This window comes from Photobacterium sp. GB-72 (assembly GCF_003026095.1).
GTDB lineage: Bacteria > Pseudomonadota > Gammaproteobacteria > Enterobacterales > Vibrionaceae > Photobacterium.
In genome coordinates, this window is sequence record NZ_PYNV01000015.1 from 37,817 (window position 1) to 56,102 (window position 18,286).

Below are 18,286 nucleotides of genomic sequence, written 5' to 3' on the forward strand. Positions count from 1 at the left end.
GAGTTAATAGAAAACATCTGAATTGGTCAGAGAATGAACAGATAAGAAAAAGAGATATAAGAGTAGTTAAGTACTCTAGTCTCAAGAAGCTAATCTCGTATTACTAGATAAAGTAACAAAACGTACTGTAATCATAACAGATATCGTTTTTTGCTCGATTTAAAGAGAGAATAAGCATACTCAAATAAAGATGTGATCTTACAAAAATCCAACGGAAAATATTCTATTTTCAGTGTGTTATTACTTCTCACTATTCTCATCAACCAATTCAACTTGATTTGGAACCAGCCAAAGGATTGAGAAAAACACAATAAACACCACTAAAGTTGTTAAAAACAAATTTTGGACATGGCTATTAATCAATGAGTATAAAAATGAAGAAAAGAATACCAGTGTTAATCCAGTAATTTTTCTACGACGGTTTGATACCATAAGTGCCGAACATTTCACGCAGCGATATTGAGTTGTGTATTTGCTACAGAACAAATAACTAAGGGAAATAGGAGAGTGACAGTTAGGGCATTGATGCTTAGCCATAAAGATTCCTAAGTGTTGTGTTTGTCGAATAATCCAACTTGAACTTTACCAAGTTAGCTCATCTCTTTACAAACATCTGCACCAAGCAAGATTAACGTTTGGCGACCATCTCACATAATGATGAATCGCCATGTATCGATTAAAACTTGTTTTCACTGTTGTATTTGTTAGTGATTTTGAAGTCATTAAGGTCTAAGTCTTCTAAAAACTCAAAACCGTGATGCTCATGGTAATACCAAGCAGCAAAGCCAATGATCGCAAGTATAATTAATTTTTTCATACAATCCTTTGTTTTGTTAACGGTTAAACCAACAACGGCAATCCATGCCGTGTACCCAAGGAAAATAATATACAAAACAATAACGCTGTGATTGCAGTATCAAATGGCCAATCTGTGTATTAAGCAAATGAATAACACTGAAACAGATTCAAATACCAATACAAGTTGTGATGATCGTTATGGTTAAGACGAGAAGCGTGATAATGATTTCGCATACAGCAAGGTGATAAACTTTGGCAATTAAAATGGTTGAGATTCAAATCGTTAAAATTTAAACATCAGTAACAGCATGATTTAAGTTCGTCTAAGAACATCTGTGATTTGAATCTTTAAACGAAGATATGATGAGCGTTAAACACGCCATTTAAAATAGGTTCAGACTAAACATAGCCGTTTTTAAGGCAAATACCATTACTTTGGGATCTACACCTTTGGTGCGCATTATGTACCTTATGTTAAATAGGATATCTAGCTTATTATCGGTCATAGACAGCAAACTAAAGTGTCACATGTATTCATCTACTCTGCTGATTTATTGATAGTTTTGGTTTGTTACAGGGTTATTTAACAGTATTGCGTATTTACCATAAAATAGGTAATTACCATTAATAATTCTTGTTCTGCGAACGCTATGCATTCTTGAACAAGGATTATTTGGAATTACCAAAAAAGAACAGCCTCAAACGCTATTAGAGTTTGAGGCTGCTTTAATGTTACTTGATACTTAACTTACTTTTCGCCAACCAATTTCAATGGATTGGAATTGCTCGGTAAGTAACGTAACGAAAACATAGCGTCTGGATGGCATGTTTTTTCGTTCAAAATGCTGTCGAATTTTTCTTTACTCACACGATCGGCTTTGAAACTTTTAGCCGCTTTATCTTGCACGAAGATTTCGCGGATAATGCCGACATTACAGCCTAAGTCATCTAAGTAAGCATGGCGTTCATCTGTCGATAATGCTTGTGTTCCCGCACCATCTTGTACATAAACAATTAAACCTAAGTTGGTAAGTTGATCTGTCCATTGTTTTATCTGGCTTTGAGTTAATTGGCCTGATAAGTAAAGACTGATCATTAATGGCTCATCATACCGTTTTACTTGCTGCTTTAGGATTTGTGCCAGTTGCTCTCTTTGTGCCGGTGTTTTGAAATCGTAATCTGATAACTCTAACGGTAAATATAAACCTTGTACTTTGTTTGAGTGTATTCTTAACCACGTTTTCCACTGCATGTATGATTTATGCAGTTTGTTAAAGTACTCTGTTAAATACACTTTTTGCTCAGTAGCATTGGTATGTATCTCACGGAAATAATTAGGATCGGAATATAATCCGACCCATAATTTTATATTATCATCTTGCAATGCTTCCATACGCTGCGCTAACCAGCCGTGAGACTCTCCAAAGGTTTGATTGCCGTATTGTGTCCATTGAATGACGATGTTTTTTATACCTATACCCCTGATTTCTCTACCAAACTCTTTCCATTGCTGTTGTGAGATATCACGATCTTGATTAAGCGGTTGATAGAAAATACTAAGATTTTGACTATCTGCCTTTTGCTGACAGCTAGTTAAAAAGATAAGGAAAAACGCAGTAAGACAGCATCGTCTGATTTGTTTCCCTGTGAACTTTGTAGTGTATGTTGCCATTCAAGACCTACTTCTGAATCTACGTCTAAGCCATTGTATTTGGTGTAATGTGAATTCCAGTTCCAACTTGCTCCTAAACCTGCCACAGTAGATGTGTTGTCACTGTCGTCGGCCCATTGTATAAATGTGTATGGCGTAAGTCTTTGTTGGTAATCATTTTTCATCTTGAATGTTTGACCAATTTCGTAACGACCAAACAAAATATAGTCATTTGTATTATCTAGATATAATAATCCGTCAGCATAAACGCTCTGATATAACCAATGATTGAGATCAGGCTTCCATGCTTTTGACCATTTATCGTTTGAAAGTACGTTTGAACTAACACGTACATAAGGTCGTAATTTATGGTCATCGCCTATTACTTGTTGGCGAACACCGGCTTTTAAATAAGTATCATGGCTTGCTATGGGTTGGACTTGATACGATAAATCCAAGTCAGTGGTATTGTCTGATGATGTATTAGCAAATCCCCCATTACTTAATGCTGCAATAGAAAATGCACTGCGTGGGAGCCACGGATGTTCAAAATAGTATTTAGCATCACTGTATAAGAAGTAGTTTCCTGCTCGACTAGATACCCCTGGCATTGCTTGTTGTTGATCAGTCCCAATCCAACCCGCGATATTATATTTCCAGCCTAAATTGATGTTTTTATGTGAGCTTTGTAAGTAATTTATCAGTTTCTTGTTTGGTGCTGGGCTAGTTAGCTCCTGATCAATAGCGGCTTTATATAGCTGTGATGAAAGTGCTGTATCACCGTTTTTATTTGCGATATCGGCATATTCTGCAGTCATATTGACATCTTTTTTATACTTCAGATGTTGATATGCATTAGCAAACGCCTGCTGCGCTAACTCTGGGTCTTTTTGATAAGTTTGGTAACCTAATAGCGCACTCGCGTTACCGGTTTTGTCGCTTTCAAACAATTTTTTTGCTAATTCGGTATCGTTATTTTCTGCTATGTATTTAGCAAGATCTTTGATTAATTCCGATGACTGGGTGTGATTAATACCTTGCTCTATACGTGATATTACAGTGGCTTTATCATCCATTTTTTTAGCAATATCAATGCCTAGCTGCCACCACTGTTCATTCTGTTTATCAAAGTTTGATTCCAACCAGTCCTGATTTGCACGCTTTGTTTGCCCTACTTCATTCATCGTTTCTATATCTAAATAACGTGAGTATGGTGGTAGGTTTTTAAAATCTGACGTATTACGCACAGCTTTATGCCAGTATGATTCACTGACCTTATACGCTTTTGCTTTAGCGAACCATTGCGCTAACACTAATGATTGTTGAGCTGTCGGAGCGTTTTTTATTGTTGCCTGATACTGCTCTGCTGCTTTCAATGGATCATGATTAACCACACAATATGCGATCGCTTGGTTTAAATAGTCATTATTTGTTACTAAGCCATCAACCATCTTACATTGCTGCTGTAACTGCCAAACCTGAGGTGACAATGTCACTTTATTTCTGTTTGCGTCCGCAATGATTTGCGGGGTAAACAATGTAATATTACGTTGAGCAATATCTAAGATGTTATTAACAATTTTACGATCGGCCAATAGCTTTTGTTTATGTGTTTGTAAGCCGTATTTAATCATTGATGCTGCGAGTTTATCCCCATTGGAAGATTGTAACGCATTAAACACCGCATGAACTAAATCGGAGTTATGGTGATCATTTTTGTAAATCTGAAAAGATACTCTGGCTGCTTTACTGTATTGTTTTACTTTTGAATAGGCATACGCAAGTTCTCTGCCAAATGACTCCTGATGATCGTTATCTTTTAATAAGTTGATTATCTTCGACCATGCGCGTTGATTCTTGTAGTGCGTTAATAGCACGCTTGTTTTCAATTTCTTTGCACTACTCTGCTTAAAGTCAATTTGTTCTAGTTGGCCATACAACCCTAATTTATCATCAAGTTCGATCCACATTGTTGAGTCTTTCTGCGGATCACATTGCTTCAATTTCATTTTGGCCTGTGTGATATTATCTTCCGATATACTATTCATTGTTTGTTTCAAACAAGGCGTCATTTCGGCAAATTCATTAATGACTTGTTCGTCTAATGAATTTAAGTAATCTCGTTGTTTAATAAACACATCAGAAAGCGCATTATTGTCATATAAGCGATTTAGTTCTTTTCGTGCTTTTTTGTATTGGTATGTCGCCAATAAATGTTCAATATATTGGTTGTAAAACTCTTGCTGATCAGGAAGTGAAATAAGTTTAGACGCATAACTCAGCGCCTTTATCTCATTACCATTCATTAATGTAGTAAGAGCAAGATATTTTAAATCCGTCTGATTACTCGAGTGTGATTGATAAATTGAATCAAGTATTGGTTGTGCTTCAGTATACTTCTTGTCTGAATATAAATGATAAGCTTCATAGCGAAGCGTTATTAACGACTTATATTTATCTGGCTTATTATATGACCATTGTAATGCTTTGGTTGAGCCATACTGTTTATCTATATTGTACAGATTATTAGCAAAGAAACTCTGCATTTGTGTTGCTGTTAGTGTGTCAGCAATTTTTTTCAACTGTTCCTGCGTGTAAAACTTGCCATTTTTTGCGTTATTCAACCAGACATTGAGAACCTCATTACCCCTCTCATTCTTTGGTATTTTGGTTAAATATTTTAATTGCGTTTCAATCGGCTTACCGGCACTTACAGCTAACTGATAAGCGAATTTTAAAAAAGGAACATGGTTCGGAACAATAATGAGTGCGTGATCCACTTCTTTCAATGCTGCATTGTATTGTTTGTTTTTTTGTTCCTGATACGCCTTATCAATATACGGATAAGTGCGAAAATGCTCTGAATCTGTAAGATGCGCATAAATATTAGCTGACGCATGTACATTAACACTCATAAATGCACAAGCCATAGCGATTGATGTTCTTTTGAAGTTATTCATAAGTACTGTTTGCATTCATTAATAAGTTGATTAACATTCATTTGCTGTGAAGCTTGAAGCTCCAATGCTTTGTCTATGGCTTCTTTTGTCACGTAATGGTGCTGTATTAAAAATGCACCAAAACTTTGCTCATATTCTTTTTCATAAGCAAGGATAGCCTGATTCAGCACCGCTGACTCTATTTGTTTACTCATTAATAAACACTGACCTAGTTGACTCTGTGTTGCAAAGTACTGATCAATCAGAGTGTTGTAAGCCTCTTGAGAAAGATTTTTCTTACCAACGGTTTCTTCAATCACTTTATGGGGATTAATCTCTTTTTGCTCTAAATACCAGTAGCGTAAACCTAATGTCACAGCACCATTAGTCGTAATCACTGATTTTACAGGGCACTTTAATCGTCTTTTTATCGTTGCTAACGCTACAGGGCTTAATGGCATTTCTTTACCTAGCACGAGCATTTCACCGTCTTTTCGTAGTGGCAGTACCGAGTACTTCAATGCCAGTTTTTTAGGTAACAATTCAATAAGTGCTGGATCTAAATCAAAGGGATCACAGTGTTCAAATTCAGATTCAAATTGCTCAGCAATTGCTTTACTTAAATCGTCATTGCTCACAATACCTTGCTCAACTAAGTACGAGCCGAGTAAACGGTCTTTCGGCATATTAATTAATACACTATTCAGCATTTCTTCCGTTATTTTATTGTTTTCTTTTAAGATCTCTCCAATTGGCTTTTTCCGTATTTCATCTTGAATGCTTGGAAAATCATGGGTAGTTTTATCCCAAGCAACACGCCTTGCATCACCTTGTTGAATAACTTGTGTAATAGCACGAACGTTAGCAGCAAAGTTAATAACAGTGCCCCAACATAAACGTAGTAGTGATAGCACGCCTTCTAAATAACCATAGTATTGGCTCACAAAGAAAAAACGTTGGAATAAGCGGTTAATAAACAATAAGGTATTAATCACTAAAAGAATATGAGTGGTCTTATCGTTAGCAATTATAGATAGGAAATGGAAGCCATCTTTCACAAAGTAGGAATAGATTGTTAGTCCCACTAATTGTAAAAAGATAAGCATAGATAGAAAGCCTATCGTATTGTTAATAAAACCTCTTCTGTCACGCCATAAAAAGTAATTTAACTTCCAATCGCTCGTCCATTTGGTATTTTTAAAACCTTGGAAAACGATACCAATAATCCAGCGGCTTTTTTGACGGACAGCTGTACTAAATGTTGTAGGGAAATATTCACGCACACAGACAACGTTACCGTCATGCAGGGATACCCCAATTGAGTCTTCTTTGAGTGTTGATTGGTCTTTATCAATAATAGGGAAACGTACAAAGATTTCGTTCATTCCCCATTGCTTCAGCCGTAAACCAATATCGTAGTCTTCCGTTAATGATTGAACATCAAATGGTAAACCATCACCTGCCACTAATAGTTTTAAAATCGCTTTACGGCTAAAACATGTCCCCACACCAGCACTAGGTACTTGTCCTGCTATCGCTTCTCGAACAACAACATCTTTACCATGTAATTCAGCAAATTCATCAGCGTAGTGGCCCGGTGTCATTTGATACCATTTACGGGTATAAGGATAAACAGGCAACTGAATCAGATCTTTTTCAGGCAATAAGTAGTTGTAAAGGCGCAGTTCCATTGGTGAAACAATGTCTTCTGAATCATGGAGAATAAAACCTGAAAATTCGATTTTTGCTTTTTTCTCAAACTCTATAATTGATGAAATAATATTGTTTAAGCAATCTGCTTTACTGGTTGGCCCTGGGCGAGCACACACCACTTTATGTACGTTAGGAAAACGAGCACAAACACGATCAACATCAGCTTGTGTTTCAGGGTCGTTAGGATAAGTACCAACAAAAATTTGATAGTTTTCATAATCTAAGCGAGATGCTGCCAGCTCAGCCATTTTATCGATTACGCCAAACTCTTGCCATGCTGGTACCATGATCGCTAATGGCTGCTCTTCTTTTTGATAAAGATCATTTACATTTTTACGTGAAAATCTTTTATAAACGGTGCCCTTTCGCCAAAAATGGCGTATCCAGTAGTAGAGATCGATGAACAAGTCATCGATACCACAAATACATAAAATCACCATGGTCACGAACAGTACAACGCGTAAGCCATATAAGTAGTAGAGAAAATAATCGAACATATCCATGATTAGAACTCGTGCACTCGCTTACAAATAAGGGCTGATGCATCGCCTTTACCGTATGGGTTTAGACAATCTTCAGATTTCCCTTGCAGCAACAGTGTCAACGCTGCATCGACAATACGATTACTATCATCGGCTCCCGCTAATATAGATAATCCTAAATTTAGCGCTTCTGGGCGCTCTGTCGTTTCTCGTAAAATTACAACTGGTGTTCCATAAGTCGGTGCTTCTTCTTGGATACCACCAGAGTCTGTCATAGTCAGCACAGATGAAGCAAGAGTCTGCTGCAAGGCCAAATAGTCCAGCGGCTCGACAATTGATAGGTTTTCCACCCCACTTAAATTATCCATCACAGCTTGCTTAACTGTTGGATTTGGATGCACCGCCAAAACAAAGCGCAACTCAGGCTTTAAGTTAATAAGTTTCTTAATTGCTTCGCTAATGGTAGGAATAGACAGCCAATTTTCACGACGATGAGCAGTAACAAGTACTGTATTAGTCGCTTCAAGGTTAATGATACCTTTGTCTAATAATAATTTTTGCGCATCAATTGCTGTATTACCTGTCACTATCACAGATTCAGGTTTTATACCTTCTGCAAGTAGTGCTTCCTTTGCCATTTCTGTTGGAGAAAAATGCAAATTTGCAATACGAGCGACTAAGGTTCGATTCGATTCTTCTGGAAAAGGATGTTGCAAGTTACCTGAACGCAAACCAGCTTCAACATGGCCAATGCAGGGTATTTGAGCATAAAACGCAGCCATAGCACCGGCTAATGTAGAGCTTGTATCACCATGAACGAGGACACAGTCGTATTCGTTCTTTTGTAATACCGATTGAATATTTACCATTAAACCAGAGACTAAATCCGTTAATGTATTTCCTTCTGGACGTTGAAAGAAATAATCTGGTTTGATGTCAAAAACTCGAAAAGTTTGCTCTGCAAGCGTGTCATGTTGCCCTGTATGGCACCATTCAACCCACTTTTTTTGTTTTTTAAATTCAGCATATACTGGTGCCATTTTTATTATTTCTGGTCTAGTCCCTGTAATAATAAGTGTTTTCATAGATATTTACTCAAACTATTTATAACTCAAAACCCATCTGAAATTTTAATATTAAATATTAATATAAAACTCCCCTATAATATCCAAAAAGCTATTAACCAATGATTGTTAATATTTATTAATGAATATGTAGTAAAAATAAATAAAATTAATGACTTTTACGTAACTTTCAATCAACCTATAATTCGGACTGAATTTACGCTAATAAAACAATATATTCAATTATAAAAAGAAAAAAATAATACACCGTTTAAAATGATTGTAAGGAAAAGGTACTTATATTCTCTCCAACATCAGGAATTACATATACTTAAAACTAAAAAAGAGCGACATATCGCTCTATTATTTAATTGAAATATAATTTACTGCAAATTTATATTTCAATTTTAAATATAAAAAATATACCCACAATGAAATTACTTTTCGCCAACTAATTTCAATGGATTGGAATTGATGGGTAAGTAACGTAAAGAAAACATAGCGTCTGGATGGCAAGTTTTTTCGTTCAAAATGCCGTCAAGTTTTCCTTTACTTATACGATCAGCTTTGAAACTTTTAGATGCTTTGTCTTGCACGAAGATTTCGCGGATAATGCCGACATTACAGTCTAAATCATTTAAGTATGCATGCCGTTCATCTGCCGATAATGCTTGAGTTCCCGCACCATTTTGTACGTAGACAATTAAACCCAAGTTCGTAAGTTGCTCTGTCCATAGCTTTATCTGTTTTTGAGGTAATTCACCCGATAGATAAAGGCTTATCATTAATGGCTGATCGTATAACTTCACTTGTTGCGCTAAGATCTCTGCCAACTGTTCTCTTTGAGCAGGTGTTTTGAAGTCATAATCGCTTAATTCCAATGGTAAATATAACCCTTGGACTTTATTAGCATATACCTTTAACCATACTCGCCATTGTAAATAGGATTCATGTAACTTATCGAAATATTGCTTTAAATATACTTTTTGTGCGGTTTGATCTGTATGTATTTGTCGAAAATAATTGGGATCTGAATATAAGCCAACCCATAGCTTTATATTGTTGTCTTGAAGTACTTCCATCCGCTTAGCAAGCCAACCATGTGATTCACCAAAAGTTTCATTGCCATATTGCGTCCATTGGATAACAACATTTTGAACGCCTAGCTTTTTTATTTCAGTTCCAAAATGCTGCCATTGCTTTATTGAAATATCGTAGTCTTGATTGAGTGGTTGGTAAAAGATGCTGAGATCGTTTTTCTGGGCTGTGTTCTGGCAACCGATTAAAAGGAAAAGGAATACCGTACTAATGCAGCATCGTCTGATTTGTTGCGTTGTGAACTTTCTACTGTATGTTGCCATTCAAGACCTACTTCTGAATCTAGGTTCAAGCCATTGTATTTTGTGTTAAACAATTTAAAGTTCCAACTTACTCCCAAGCCAACAACAGTCGATATGTCTTCACTGTCGTCGGCCCATTGTACAAATGTATATGGAGTAAGCCTTTGCTGATATTTCTCTTTAATTTTAAATGTGTTACCTATTTCGTAGCGAGCAAACAAAATATAATCATGTAAATTATCAACGTAAATTAGACCATCAGCATAAAGACTTTGATATAGCCACTGGTCAGGCTCTGGCTTCCAATCTTTTGACCATTTATCATTTGATAATACGTTGGAACTAATACGAAGGTAAGGTCGTGTTTTACGATCTTTTCCAATAACTCGCTGACGTATGCCTGCTTTTAAGTAGCTGTTATGTTTAGCAAAGGGCTGAATTTGATATGATAAGTCTATATCGGTGATATTGTCCGATAACTTATCTTCAAATCCCCCATTACTTAACGCCGCAATCGAAAAAGCAGAACGTGGTAACCAAGGTTTTTCAAAATAGTATTTGGCTTCTTCGTATAAAAAGTAATTGCCTGTGCTGTTAGTTAGTCCAGGTATCGCATTTTGTTGATCTGTTCCTACCCAACCAGAAACATTGTATTTCCAGCCTAGATCAATATTCTTATGTGAGCTTTGTAAGTACGCTAATAATTTCGGATTAGCTTCTTTTTGTTCAAGTAATTGATCAATCGCAGACTTATAAAGCTGTTGTGCATTGCTAAGATTGCCATTTTTATATTCAAGATCAGCATATTGAGAGATCATATCTACATTTTTTTTGTGCTTCGGATAACGATATGCACTTTCAAATGCACGTAGTGCTAACTGTGGATCTTTTTTATAGGTTTGATAGCCCAGTAATGCACTCGCATTGCCCGTTTTATCATTTTCAAATAGTTTGTTAGCTAATCTACTATCGCCAGTTGTCACTATGTGTTCGGCTAGATACTGTGTTAATACTGCTGATTGTGTGTGATCAACTCCCTGCTCTATACGTGCAATCAATATTTCTTGGTCTTCTAACCTTTTAGCAATATCAATGCCTAACTCCCACCATTGCACATTTTTCTTATCAAAGTCTGATTCTAACCAAGACTGATTAGCCAGTTTTGGTTCACCTACCTTAGTAAGTGTATGAATAAACAGATAACGTGAATATGGCGTGAGTCTTTTTAGGTCAGTACTGTTACGCACCGCTTTAAGCCAATATGTCGAACTGGCTTGATATTCGTTTGCTTTTGCAAACCATTCTGCTAATAGTAATGCTTGTTCTTTGGTGGGTTGTTGCTTAAGCGAGGATTGGTAATGCTTAGCTGCCTTCAGCGGATCCTTATCAGCAACACAATATGCGATTGCTTGTTTTAAAAAGTCATCATTAGTAGATAAGCCTTCTATCAAATGACATTGATGCTGTATCCCCCAAACTTTAGGTGACAATGTCACTATTTTCCGGTTGGCGGCTGCAATACTCTGTGGTGAAAATAATCTTACGTTACGTTGCATCATATTTAGAATGTTATTAACAAACTTTGGGTCAGCGAGTAATTTTCTTTTCTGTATTTTAAATCCATAGTTAACCATCGATGCTGCAATTTCATCACCATTTGGCGACTGTAATGCATTAAAAATAGCATGGTTTAAATCGCTATTCTGATGGTTGTTTTTATAGATGAGAAAAAAGATCTGAGCAGATTTATTATATTGATTTACCTGTGAATAGGCATAAGCCAAATCGCGTGATAATGATTGTGATTTATAGCCATCATCTTTTAATTCGTTTATGATTTTTAACCATTTTTGTTGTTGTTTATAATGTGTTAACAACACCTCTTTTTTCATCTTCTTAGCGCTTGGTTGATTAAATTGAGTGTTTTCAATTTGTGTATATAAATTCAATTCACTTGCCAGTTTAATCCACATTACTGAGTCAGTTTCCGGCTCACAGTTTTTAAACTGAAATTGCGCTAGTGCTGCTTTATTTGTACTGATCTTGGTTACTGTCTTTTTTAAACAATCTGACATTACCGAAAATTCTTTGAGCGTTTGTTGATCCAATGAATTAAGGTAATCACGCTGTTTAGTGAAAGATTCTGGTAGCTCATTATTATCGTATAATTTATTGAGCTCAACTTTGGCTTTACGGTATTGATAAGTTGATAATAGGTGCTCTATATACTGGTTGTAAAAGTCTTTATGATTACTGTCTGATATTATCTTTTCCGCATATTTTAATGCTTGAGTTTCATCACCATTTGCGAGTGTATTCAAGGCTAAAAATTTTAAATATGTTTGGTTGCTGTGTGATGACTCATAAAGCTTTTCTAGCAATGGCTGTGCTTTTTCATAATTTTTTATTGCATAAAGGTTATATGCTTCAAAATGCAAAGTTGCTAATGATTTATATTTTTGAGGCTTACTGTACGACCACTCAACTGCAGTTTCTGCATTATATTTTTTTAAGAGTTTATAAACATTATAAATAAAGAAGTTTTTCATCTGTTTAGTTGTTAACGTACCAGCAATACGTTGTAGTTGTGTATCCGTATAGATCTTGCCGGTCTTGGCATCCTCAAGCCAAACATTAAGAATGTCATCCCCCCTTTTACTCTTCGGAATTTTAGTTAGATACTTGAGTTGAACGTTGATCGGTTTCTCGGCTTTGACTGCTAGCTGATAACCAAATTTTAAAAAAGGAATATGGGTTGGAACAATCGCTAATGCGTTATTAAGCTCTTCTAATGCTACATTGTATTGTTGATTGTTTTGCTTTTTATATGCTTTATCAATATACGGGTATGTACGAAAATGCTCAAGGTCCGACAAATTAGTGTAAATATTGTCATCAGCATCTACTCTGATACTTAATAATGTACAAGCGGTAGCGATTAAGGCTTTATCGATATAATTCATTAGTACTGTTTACACTCATTAATAAGGTTATCAACATTCATTTGTTGGTCGACTTGTAATTCAAGTGCTTTATCAATTACTTCTTTGGTTACATAACGATGATTAATCAAAAACTTTCCGAAGCTTTTTTCATGCTCGTTTTCATAAGCAAGAATTGCTTGATGTAATACAGCAGGTTCAATTGCCCTACTCATTAACAAACACTGACCCAACTGACTTTGTGTTGCATAGTATTTATCAATCAAAGGCTTATATTTGGCTTTTGAGTATTTATGGTGACCGACCATGGTCTTAATTATGTGATAAGGGTTGATCCCTTTTTGTTCTAGATACCAGTATCTTAACCCTAGTGTCACTGCACCATTGGTAGTAATCACTGATTTTACTGGGCACTTTAAACGTCTCGAAATTGTTGCTGTTGCAACAGGGCTTAATGGCATTTCTTTTCCTAAAATCAGAGTATTACCATCTTTCCGTAAAGGTAGTACCGAGTATTTTAAGGCCAGTTTTTTAGGTAAAAAATGTATTAATGAAGAATCTAATTCAAAGGGATCACAGTGTTCAAATTCTTCCCCAAATTGTTCTGCAATCGCCTGACTTAAATCATCATTGCTGACGATACCTTGCTCAACTAAAAACGAGCCTATCAAGCGATTTTTAGGCATATCAAGAAGTACACTTGTTAGCATCTCTTCTGAAATTTTCATGTTACGTTTTAAGATCTCACCAATTGGTTGCTTTCGTGAATCATTAGCAAGCGTTGGAAAATCATGGGTCGTTTTATCCCAAGCAACACGATGAACATCGCCTTGTTGAATTACTTGACGAATAGCACGTACATTAGCTGCAAAGTTAATCACTGTGCCCCAACATATACGTAGCAATGATAGGAAACCTTCTAAGTAACCATAATATTGGCTAACAAAATAAAATCGTTGTAATAAGCGGTTGATTAGTAAGAAAGTATTAATCACTAATAGTACTTGAGTAACTTTATTATCAGTAATAATTGACAAAAAATGGTAGCCATCTTTGACAAAGTAAGAATAAATACTGATCGCCACTAGTTGAAGGAAGATAACCATAGACAAAAAGCCTATCGTATTATTAATAAAGCCTCTTCTATCACGCCACAAAAAATAATTTAACTTCCAGTCATTGGTCCATTTTTGTTTATTAAAGCCCTGAAACACGATACCCACTATCCAACGGCTTTTTTGACGTACTGCGGCGGTAAAGGTTGTCGGAAAATGTTCACGAACACAAACTACACTACCATCATGCAGGGATACGCCTAATGACGATTCTTTTAGTGTTGGTTGTTCTTTATCGATAATAGGAAAACGTACAAATATCTCGCTCATGCCCCACTGTTTTAAGCGTAAACCTATCTCATAATCTTCAGTTAATGATTGAACATCGAACGCTAAACCATCACCGGTAACCAATAGTTTTAAAATAGCTCTGCGACTAAAACAGGTACCAACACCTGCACTAGGTACTTGCCCTGCTATGGCTTCACGGACCACAACATCTTTGCCATGTAATTCTGCAAATTCATCCGCATAATGCCCAGGCGTCATTTGATACCATTTGCGAGTATAGGGATAAACAGGTAACTGAATGAGATCTTTTTCAGGCAATAAGTAGTTGTAAAGACGTAATTCCATTGGCGATACAATGTCTTCAGCGTCATGCAAAATAAAACCTGAAAATTCAATTTTCGCCTTTTTCTCAAATTCAATAATTGATGAGATAACATTATTTAAGCAGTCGGCCTTGCTGGTCGGCCCTGGCCTTGCACACACAATTTTATGCACGTTAGGAAATCGCATACAAACACGATCAACATCAGCTTGGGTTTCAGGATCGTTCGGGTAAGTGCCTACAAATATTTGATAATTTTCATAATCCAAACTTGATGCGGTAAGCTCAGCCATTTTGTCAATAACACCAAATTCCTGCCAGGCTGGTACCATGATAGCCAGTGGTTGTTCATGTTTTTGATAAAGATCATCCACGTTTTTACGTGTGAATTTTTTATAAACAGTCCCTTTACGCCATAAGTGACGCACCCAGTAATAAATATCAACAAATAGATCATCGATACCGCAAATACATAAGATCACCATAGTCACAAATAAAACGAGACGTAATCCATATAGGTAATAAATGAAAATATCAAACATATCCATAATTAGAACTCTTGAACTCGTTGGAGGATGATTTTGGATGCATTTCCTTTACCAAATGGATTAAAGCAATCATCTGATTTACCAAGAGATAATAGTTTTAAGGCCGCATCTACAATACATTTATAATCTTTTGCTCCCGCAAGCTTTGATAAACCTAAATGTAATGCTTCTGGTCGCTCTGTCGTTTCTCGTAAAATCACAACAGGCGTGCCATAAGTCGGCGCCTCTTCTTGAATACCACCAGAATCGGTCATAATTAAAACAGCAGAAGCTAATAGTTGCTGAAGCGCTAGGTAATCTAACGGCTCAACAATGGTAATATTTTCAATGCCACTTAAGTTATCTAATACAGCTTGCTTTACTGTTGGGTTGGGATGCACGACAAAGACAAAATCTAATTCGGGCTTAATTGAGGAGAGATGTTTAATTGCTTGGCTGATTGTGGGAATGGATTGCCAATTTTCACGTCGATGAGTCGTAACTAATACTGTATTGCTCACCGTAGGGTTCACTAACCCTTTATTTATTAATAACTTTTGCGCATCAATTATAGTATTGCCCGTTACAACGATTGTATCTATATTAATCCCCTCTGCTAATAATGCTTTTTGTGCAATTTCAGTCGGGGAAAAATGTAAATTCGCAATACGAGCGACTAATGTTCTATTAGATTCTTCCGGAAATGGATGTTGTAAGCTGCCAGATCGAAGCCCTGCTTCAACGTGTCCAATACAAGGTACTTTTGCGTAATACGCTGCCAAAGCCCCAGCAAGAGTTGAGCTGGTATCACCATGAACCAAAACGCAATCGTAGCTATTTTTTTGCAGCAACGGTTGAATATTTGTCATTAAGCCAGATAAAAGATCAACTAATGTAGTGCCAGTTGGACGTTGAAATATATAATCAGGTTTAATATCAAAGACTTCAAATGTTTGCTCTGCAAGAGAATCATGTTGACCAGTGTGACACCATTCAATAGCTTTATCTTGGTTTTTAAATTCAGTATACACCGGAGCCATTTTTATTATTTCAGGTCTTGTCCCTGTAATAAGTAATGTTTTTTTATCCATAATACTCACCCATTAATAAAATAAAGCGTAATATTCTATCCATGTAAAAACAGTGTTTACTAATTGAAATAATTACATTTACTTTCTTTAACTTGTATAAACCGTAAACCTTTAATTTAATTAAATGTAATAAAATCTTAATATAAAATTCATATAACTTTACTATAGGTATCAGTTAAAAAATGAGTTGATTTAATCGGACTTCTAAAATAACACGAGATAAACTTTATAAATTATTAGTATATTTATAGTTTCTAAATGAATAATTTCAAATCTATATTTCAATTTTTTATTCATATACATATAAAAAAAGTGCCACTATATCAGCAGCACTTAGTTCACTTTATTTCATTAATCGTCTAATCAACTAATCGACGTATTTGCCATAGACGTTTACGCCAATAGGGATGATTAATATTGGATATAGCCACACCGCGTGAACTTGTTGCATTCACAAAACGTCCGTGATCTAAGTAGATTCCAACATGGTGATGCCAGCCACTGGTTTTAAAGAAGACTAAATCACCATAGTGAAGGTTTTCTTTTCTAACTTTATAACCTAATTTTACTTGCTGTAATGTGGTTCTTGGTAAATGTACATGATAGACCTCATTAAACACTCGACGAACAAATGCTGAGCAATCAATACCATGATGTGAGTTACCACCATAAAGGTATGGCGTATGCGCCCAATGTGAATAAGCATGCCAGATCTTAGAACGCCATTTTTGAGACAGCCTCAAATTCCTGACATCAGACCAAAATGATCTGTGATGTACGTAATGCCCTTTCAAGGTGTAGTAATCGACAGGAATTCTATGCCTCCTAGTACTAAAATGATGCCTTGAGTGACTAACATGGTACCTTGAGTGACTATCATGGTGTGAGTAATGCGATTTATGCGCTACATGATGATTTGTGCTGTGGTGTGTTGAATGTGCATGATGCGTTTCATGCTTCTCACTATGTTTTGGTGTTTTGCTATGTTTATGTTCAATATTATGACTGTAATGGTGAGTAACTACATGATGATGAATATTTGAATAATGTTTTTTATCAAGTTCAACATGATGTTCAGAATGCGTATGTGCGAATGCTGTTATCGGTAAAGCTATTAAGGACAATAATAACGTCTTTCTTAATTTAGCTTTTAATACGTTTTTAAGGCGATATGAAGACATGAGTGATGCTGCTATGTTTTTATCGTCTACTAATATAATCGCTTATTATTGCAACTTAATAAGCAAGATATTGCTTTTTTCGATAGTTAGTATTATGACTTTGATTCTATAGAGAATAGACAGTTATAAAAACAGATATTAGATATTACTAACTTTTTATTTTTGAAAAATAAGCTATTAGTCATCACTATGAATAGTATACATTGATTATTTAGCAATAATTCGATTTTATTTACAGAAATATGCAGCTATTTATCACACAATCATTCACCTTATGAATGGCTCTGTTTATATTTAAATATATTGATTATCGTTTTGTTGTCATTTATTGATAGTGATTAAAATGACAAGAAAACCACCTCATTTATTATACTCAGTAATTTAATAAAGTTTATTATTGCTTAATGGAACTTCTAACGTATTATCTTGTTTGCCATTTGGCATACCTATCATTTCATCGTAAGCACTTTGTTGCCTAAGCACCCAGGTTTTTACTTTTAATTTCCTGCATATTTTTTGTATTTCTAATATAGAAATCGCTTTGATGTAATCACCTTTTTCATTAGTAATGTAATGCTCTTGTTCATCTATAACCACTGATACTTGATACAATGATAAATCTAACGAATGAACAACCAATTTATCAATGTAAAAGAATTTTTCTAGTTTACTTAGTGGCATCGTCATCATGTGTCTCTTCTCTTTGTTTTAAACATTAAGTGTAATGACTGTTACGTACCAAGTAAGAAAAAAGATTATTTACTTCGTAATGTTATATACCCAAGCAACCTCAAGATGCAGTGTTCAGCGAGACGACCTTAGTTCTGAATCAGGCATATTAAAGTCGCTTGGGTATACATTGTTTTAATCATACAAGTACTCTAGATTGA

The 18,286-nt window shown here is 35.6% G+C and carries 11 protein-coding genes; all 11 read right to left on the reverse strand.

What is annotated here, in order from left to right; genetic code table 11:
• Positions 1-676: 676 nt before the first annotated feature.
• Positions 677-817 (reverse strand): hypothetical protein, encoded by a 141-nt coding sequence (locus C9J40_RS22170; RefSeq protein WP_199188105.1) that lies wholly within the window; start codon positions 815-817, stop codon positions 677-679.
• A 729-nt stretch (positions 818-1,546) separates the two neighbouring features.
• Positions 1,547-2,470, reverse strand: coding sequence for a DUF4434 domain-containing protein (locus tag C9J40_RS16025; RefSeq protein WP_107247412.1), 924 nt, complete (start codon positions 2,468-2,470; stop codon positions 1,547-1,549).
• Positions 2,392-5,364, reverse strand: a complete 2,973-nt coding sequence (locus C9J40_RS16030; protein ID WP_158259560.1) for a lipopolysaccharide assembly protein LapB — start codon at positions 5,362-5,364, stop codon at positions 2,392-2,394. Before C9J40_RS16030 ends, C9J40_RS16025 begins: the two co-directional genes overlap by 79 nt.
• A gap of 41 nt (positions 5,365-5,405) precedes the next feature.
• Entirely contained in the window at positions 5,406-7,604 is a 2,199-nt protein-coding gene (locus C9J40_RS16035) for a glycosyl transferase family protein (protein WP_107247414.1), read from the reverse strand.
• Positions 7,605-7,606: 2 nt separating this feature from the next.
• Positions 7,607-8,668, reverse strand: coding sequence for a non-hydrolyzing UDP-N-acetylglucosamine 2-epimerase (gene wecB, locus C9J40_RS16040; protein ID WP_107247415.1), 1,062 nt, complete (start codon positions 8,666-8,668; stop codon positions 7,607-7,609).
• A 416-nt stretch (positions 8,669-9,084) separates the two neighbouring features.
• Entirely contained in the window at positions 9,085-10,008 is a 924-nt protein-coding gene (locus tag C9J40_RS16045; RefSeq protein ID WP_107247416.1) for a DUF4434 domain-containing protein, read from the reverse strand.
• Positions 9,930-12,950 carry a hypothetical protein gene (locus tag C9J40_RS16050; protein ID WP_107247417.1) on the reverse strand — a complete coding sequence of 1,007 codons (3,021 nt, stop codon included), beginning with the start codon at positions 12,948-12,950 and terminating at the stop codon, positions 9,930-9,932. The genes C9J40_RS16045 and C9J40_RS16050 overlap by 79 nt, the downstream gene beginning before the upstream one ends.
• Positions 12,950-15,145, reverse strand: coding sequence for a glycosyl transferase family protein (locus C9J40_RS16055; RefSeq protein ID WP_107247418.1), 2,196 nt, complete (start codon positions 15,143-15,145; stop codon positions 12,950-12,952). Before C9J40_RS16055 ends, C9J40_RS16050 begins: the two co-directional genes overlap by 1 nt.
• A 2-nt stretch (positions 15,146-15,147) precedes the next feature.
• Complete coding sequence (gene wecB, locus C9J40_RS16060; protein WP_107247419.1) at positions 15,148-16,215, reverse strand: non-hydrolyzing UDP-N-acetylglucosamine 2-epimerase; 1,068 nt, start codon at positions 16,213-16,215, stop codon at positions 15,148-15,150.
• 359 nt (positions 16,216-16,574) lie between these two features.
• Positions 16,575-17,396, reverse strand: a complete 822-nt coding sequence (locus C9J40_RS16065; protein WP_107247420.1) for a C40 family peptidase — start codon at positions 17,394-17,396, stop codon at positions 16,575-16,577.
• A gap of 381 nt (positions 17,397-17,777) precedes the next feature.
• Entirely contained in the window at positions 17,778-18,083 is a 306-nt protein-coding gene (locus C9J40_RS16070; protein ID WP_107247462.1) for a DUF6482 family protein, read from the reverse strand.
• Positions 18,084-18,286 lie beyond the last annotated feature (203 nt).

Coding starts and splice junctions, on each gene's coding strand:
- C9J40_RS22170 (WP_199188105.1), bottom strand. CDS start 817: ATGAAAAAATTAATTATACTTGCGATCATTGGCTTTGCTGCTTGGTAT.
- C9J40_RS16025 (WP_107247412.1), bottom strand. CDS start 2,470: ATGGCAACATACACTACAAAGTTCACAGGGAAACAAATCAGACGATGC.
- C9J40_RS16030 (WP_158259560.1), bottom strand. CDS start 5,364: ATGAGTGTTAATGTACATGCGTCAGCTAATATTTATGCGCATCTTACA.
- C9J40_RS16035 (WP_107247414.1), bottom strand. CDS start 7,604: ATGGATATGTTCGATTATTTTCTCTACTACTTATATGGCTTACGCGTT.
- wecB (WP_107247415.1), bottom strand. CDS start 8,668: ATGAAAACACTTATTATTACAGGGACTAGACCAGAAATAATAAAAATG.
- C9J40_RS16045 (WP_107247416.1), bottom strand. CDS start 10,008: ATGGCAACATACAGTAGAAAGTTCACAACGCAACAAATCAGACGATGC.
- C9J40_RS16050 (WP_107247417.1), bottom strand. CDS start 12,950: ATGAATTATATCGATAAAGCCTTAATCGCTACCGCTTGTACATTATTA.
- C9J40_RS16055 (WP_107247418.1), bottom strand. CDS start 15,145: ATGGATATGTTTGATATTTTCATTTATTACCTATATGGATTACGTCTC.
- wecB (WP_107247419.1), bottom strand. CDS start 16,215: ATGGATAAAAAAACATTACTTATTACAGGGACAAGACCTGAAATAATA.
- C9J40_RS16065 (WP_107247420.1), bottom strand. CDS start 17,396: ATGTCTTCATATCGCCTTAAAAACGTATTAAAAGCTAAATTAAGAAAG.
- C9J40_RS16070 (WP_107247462.1), bottom strand. CDS start 18,083: ATGACGATGCCACTAAGTAAACTAGAAAAATTCTTTTACATTGATAAA.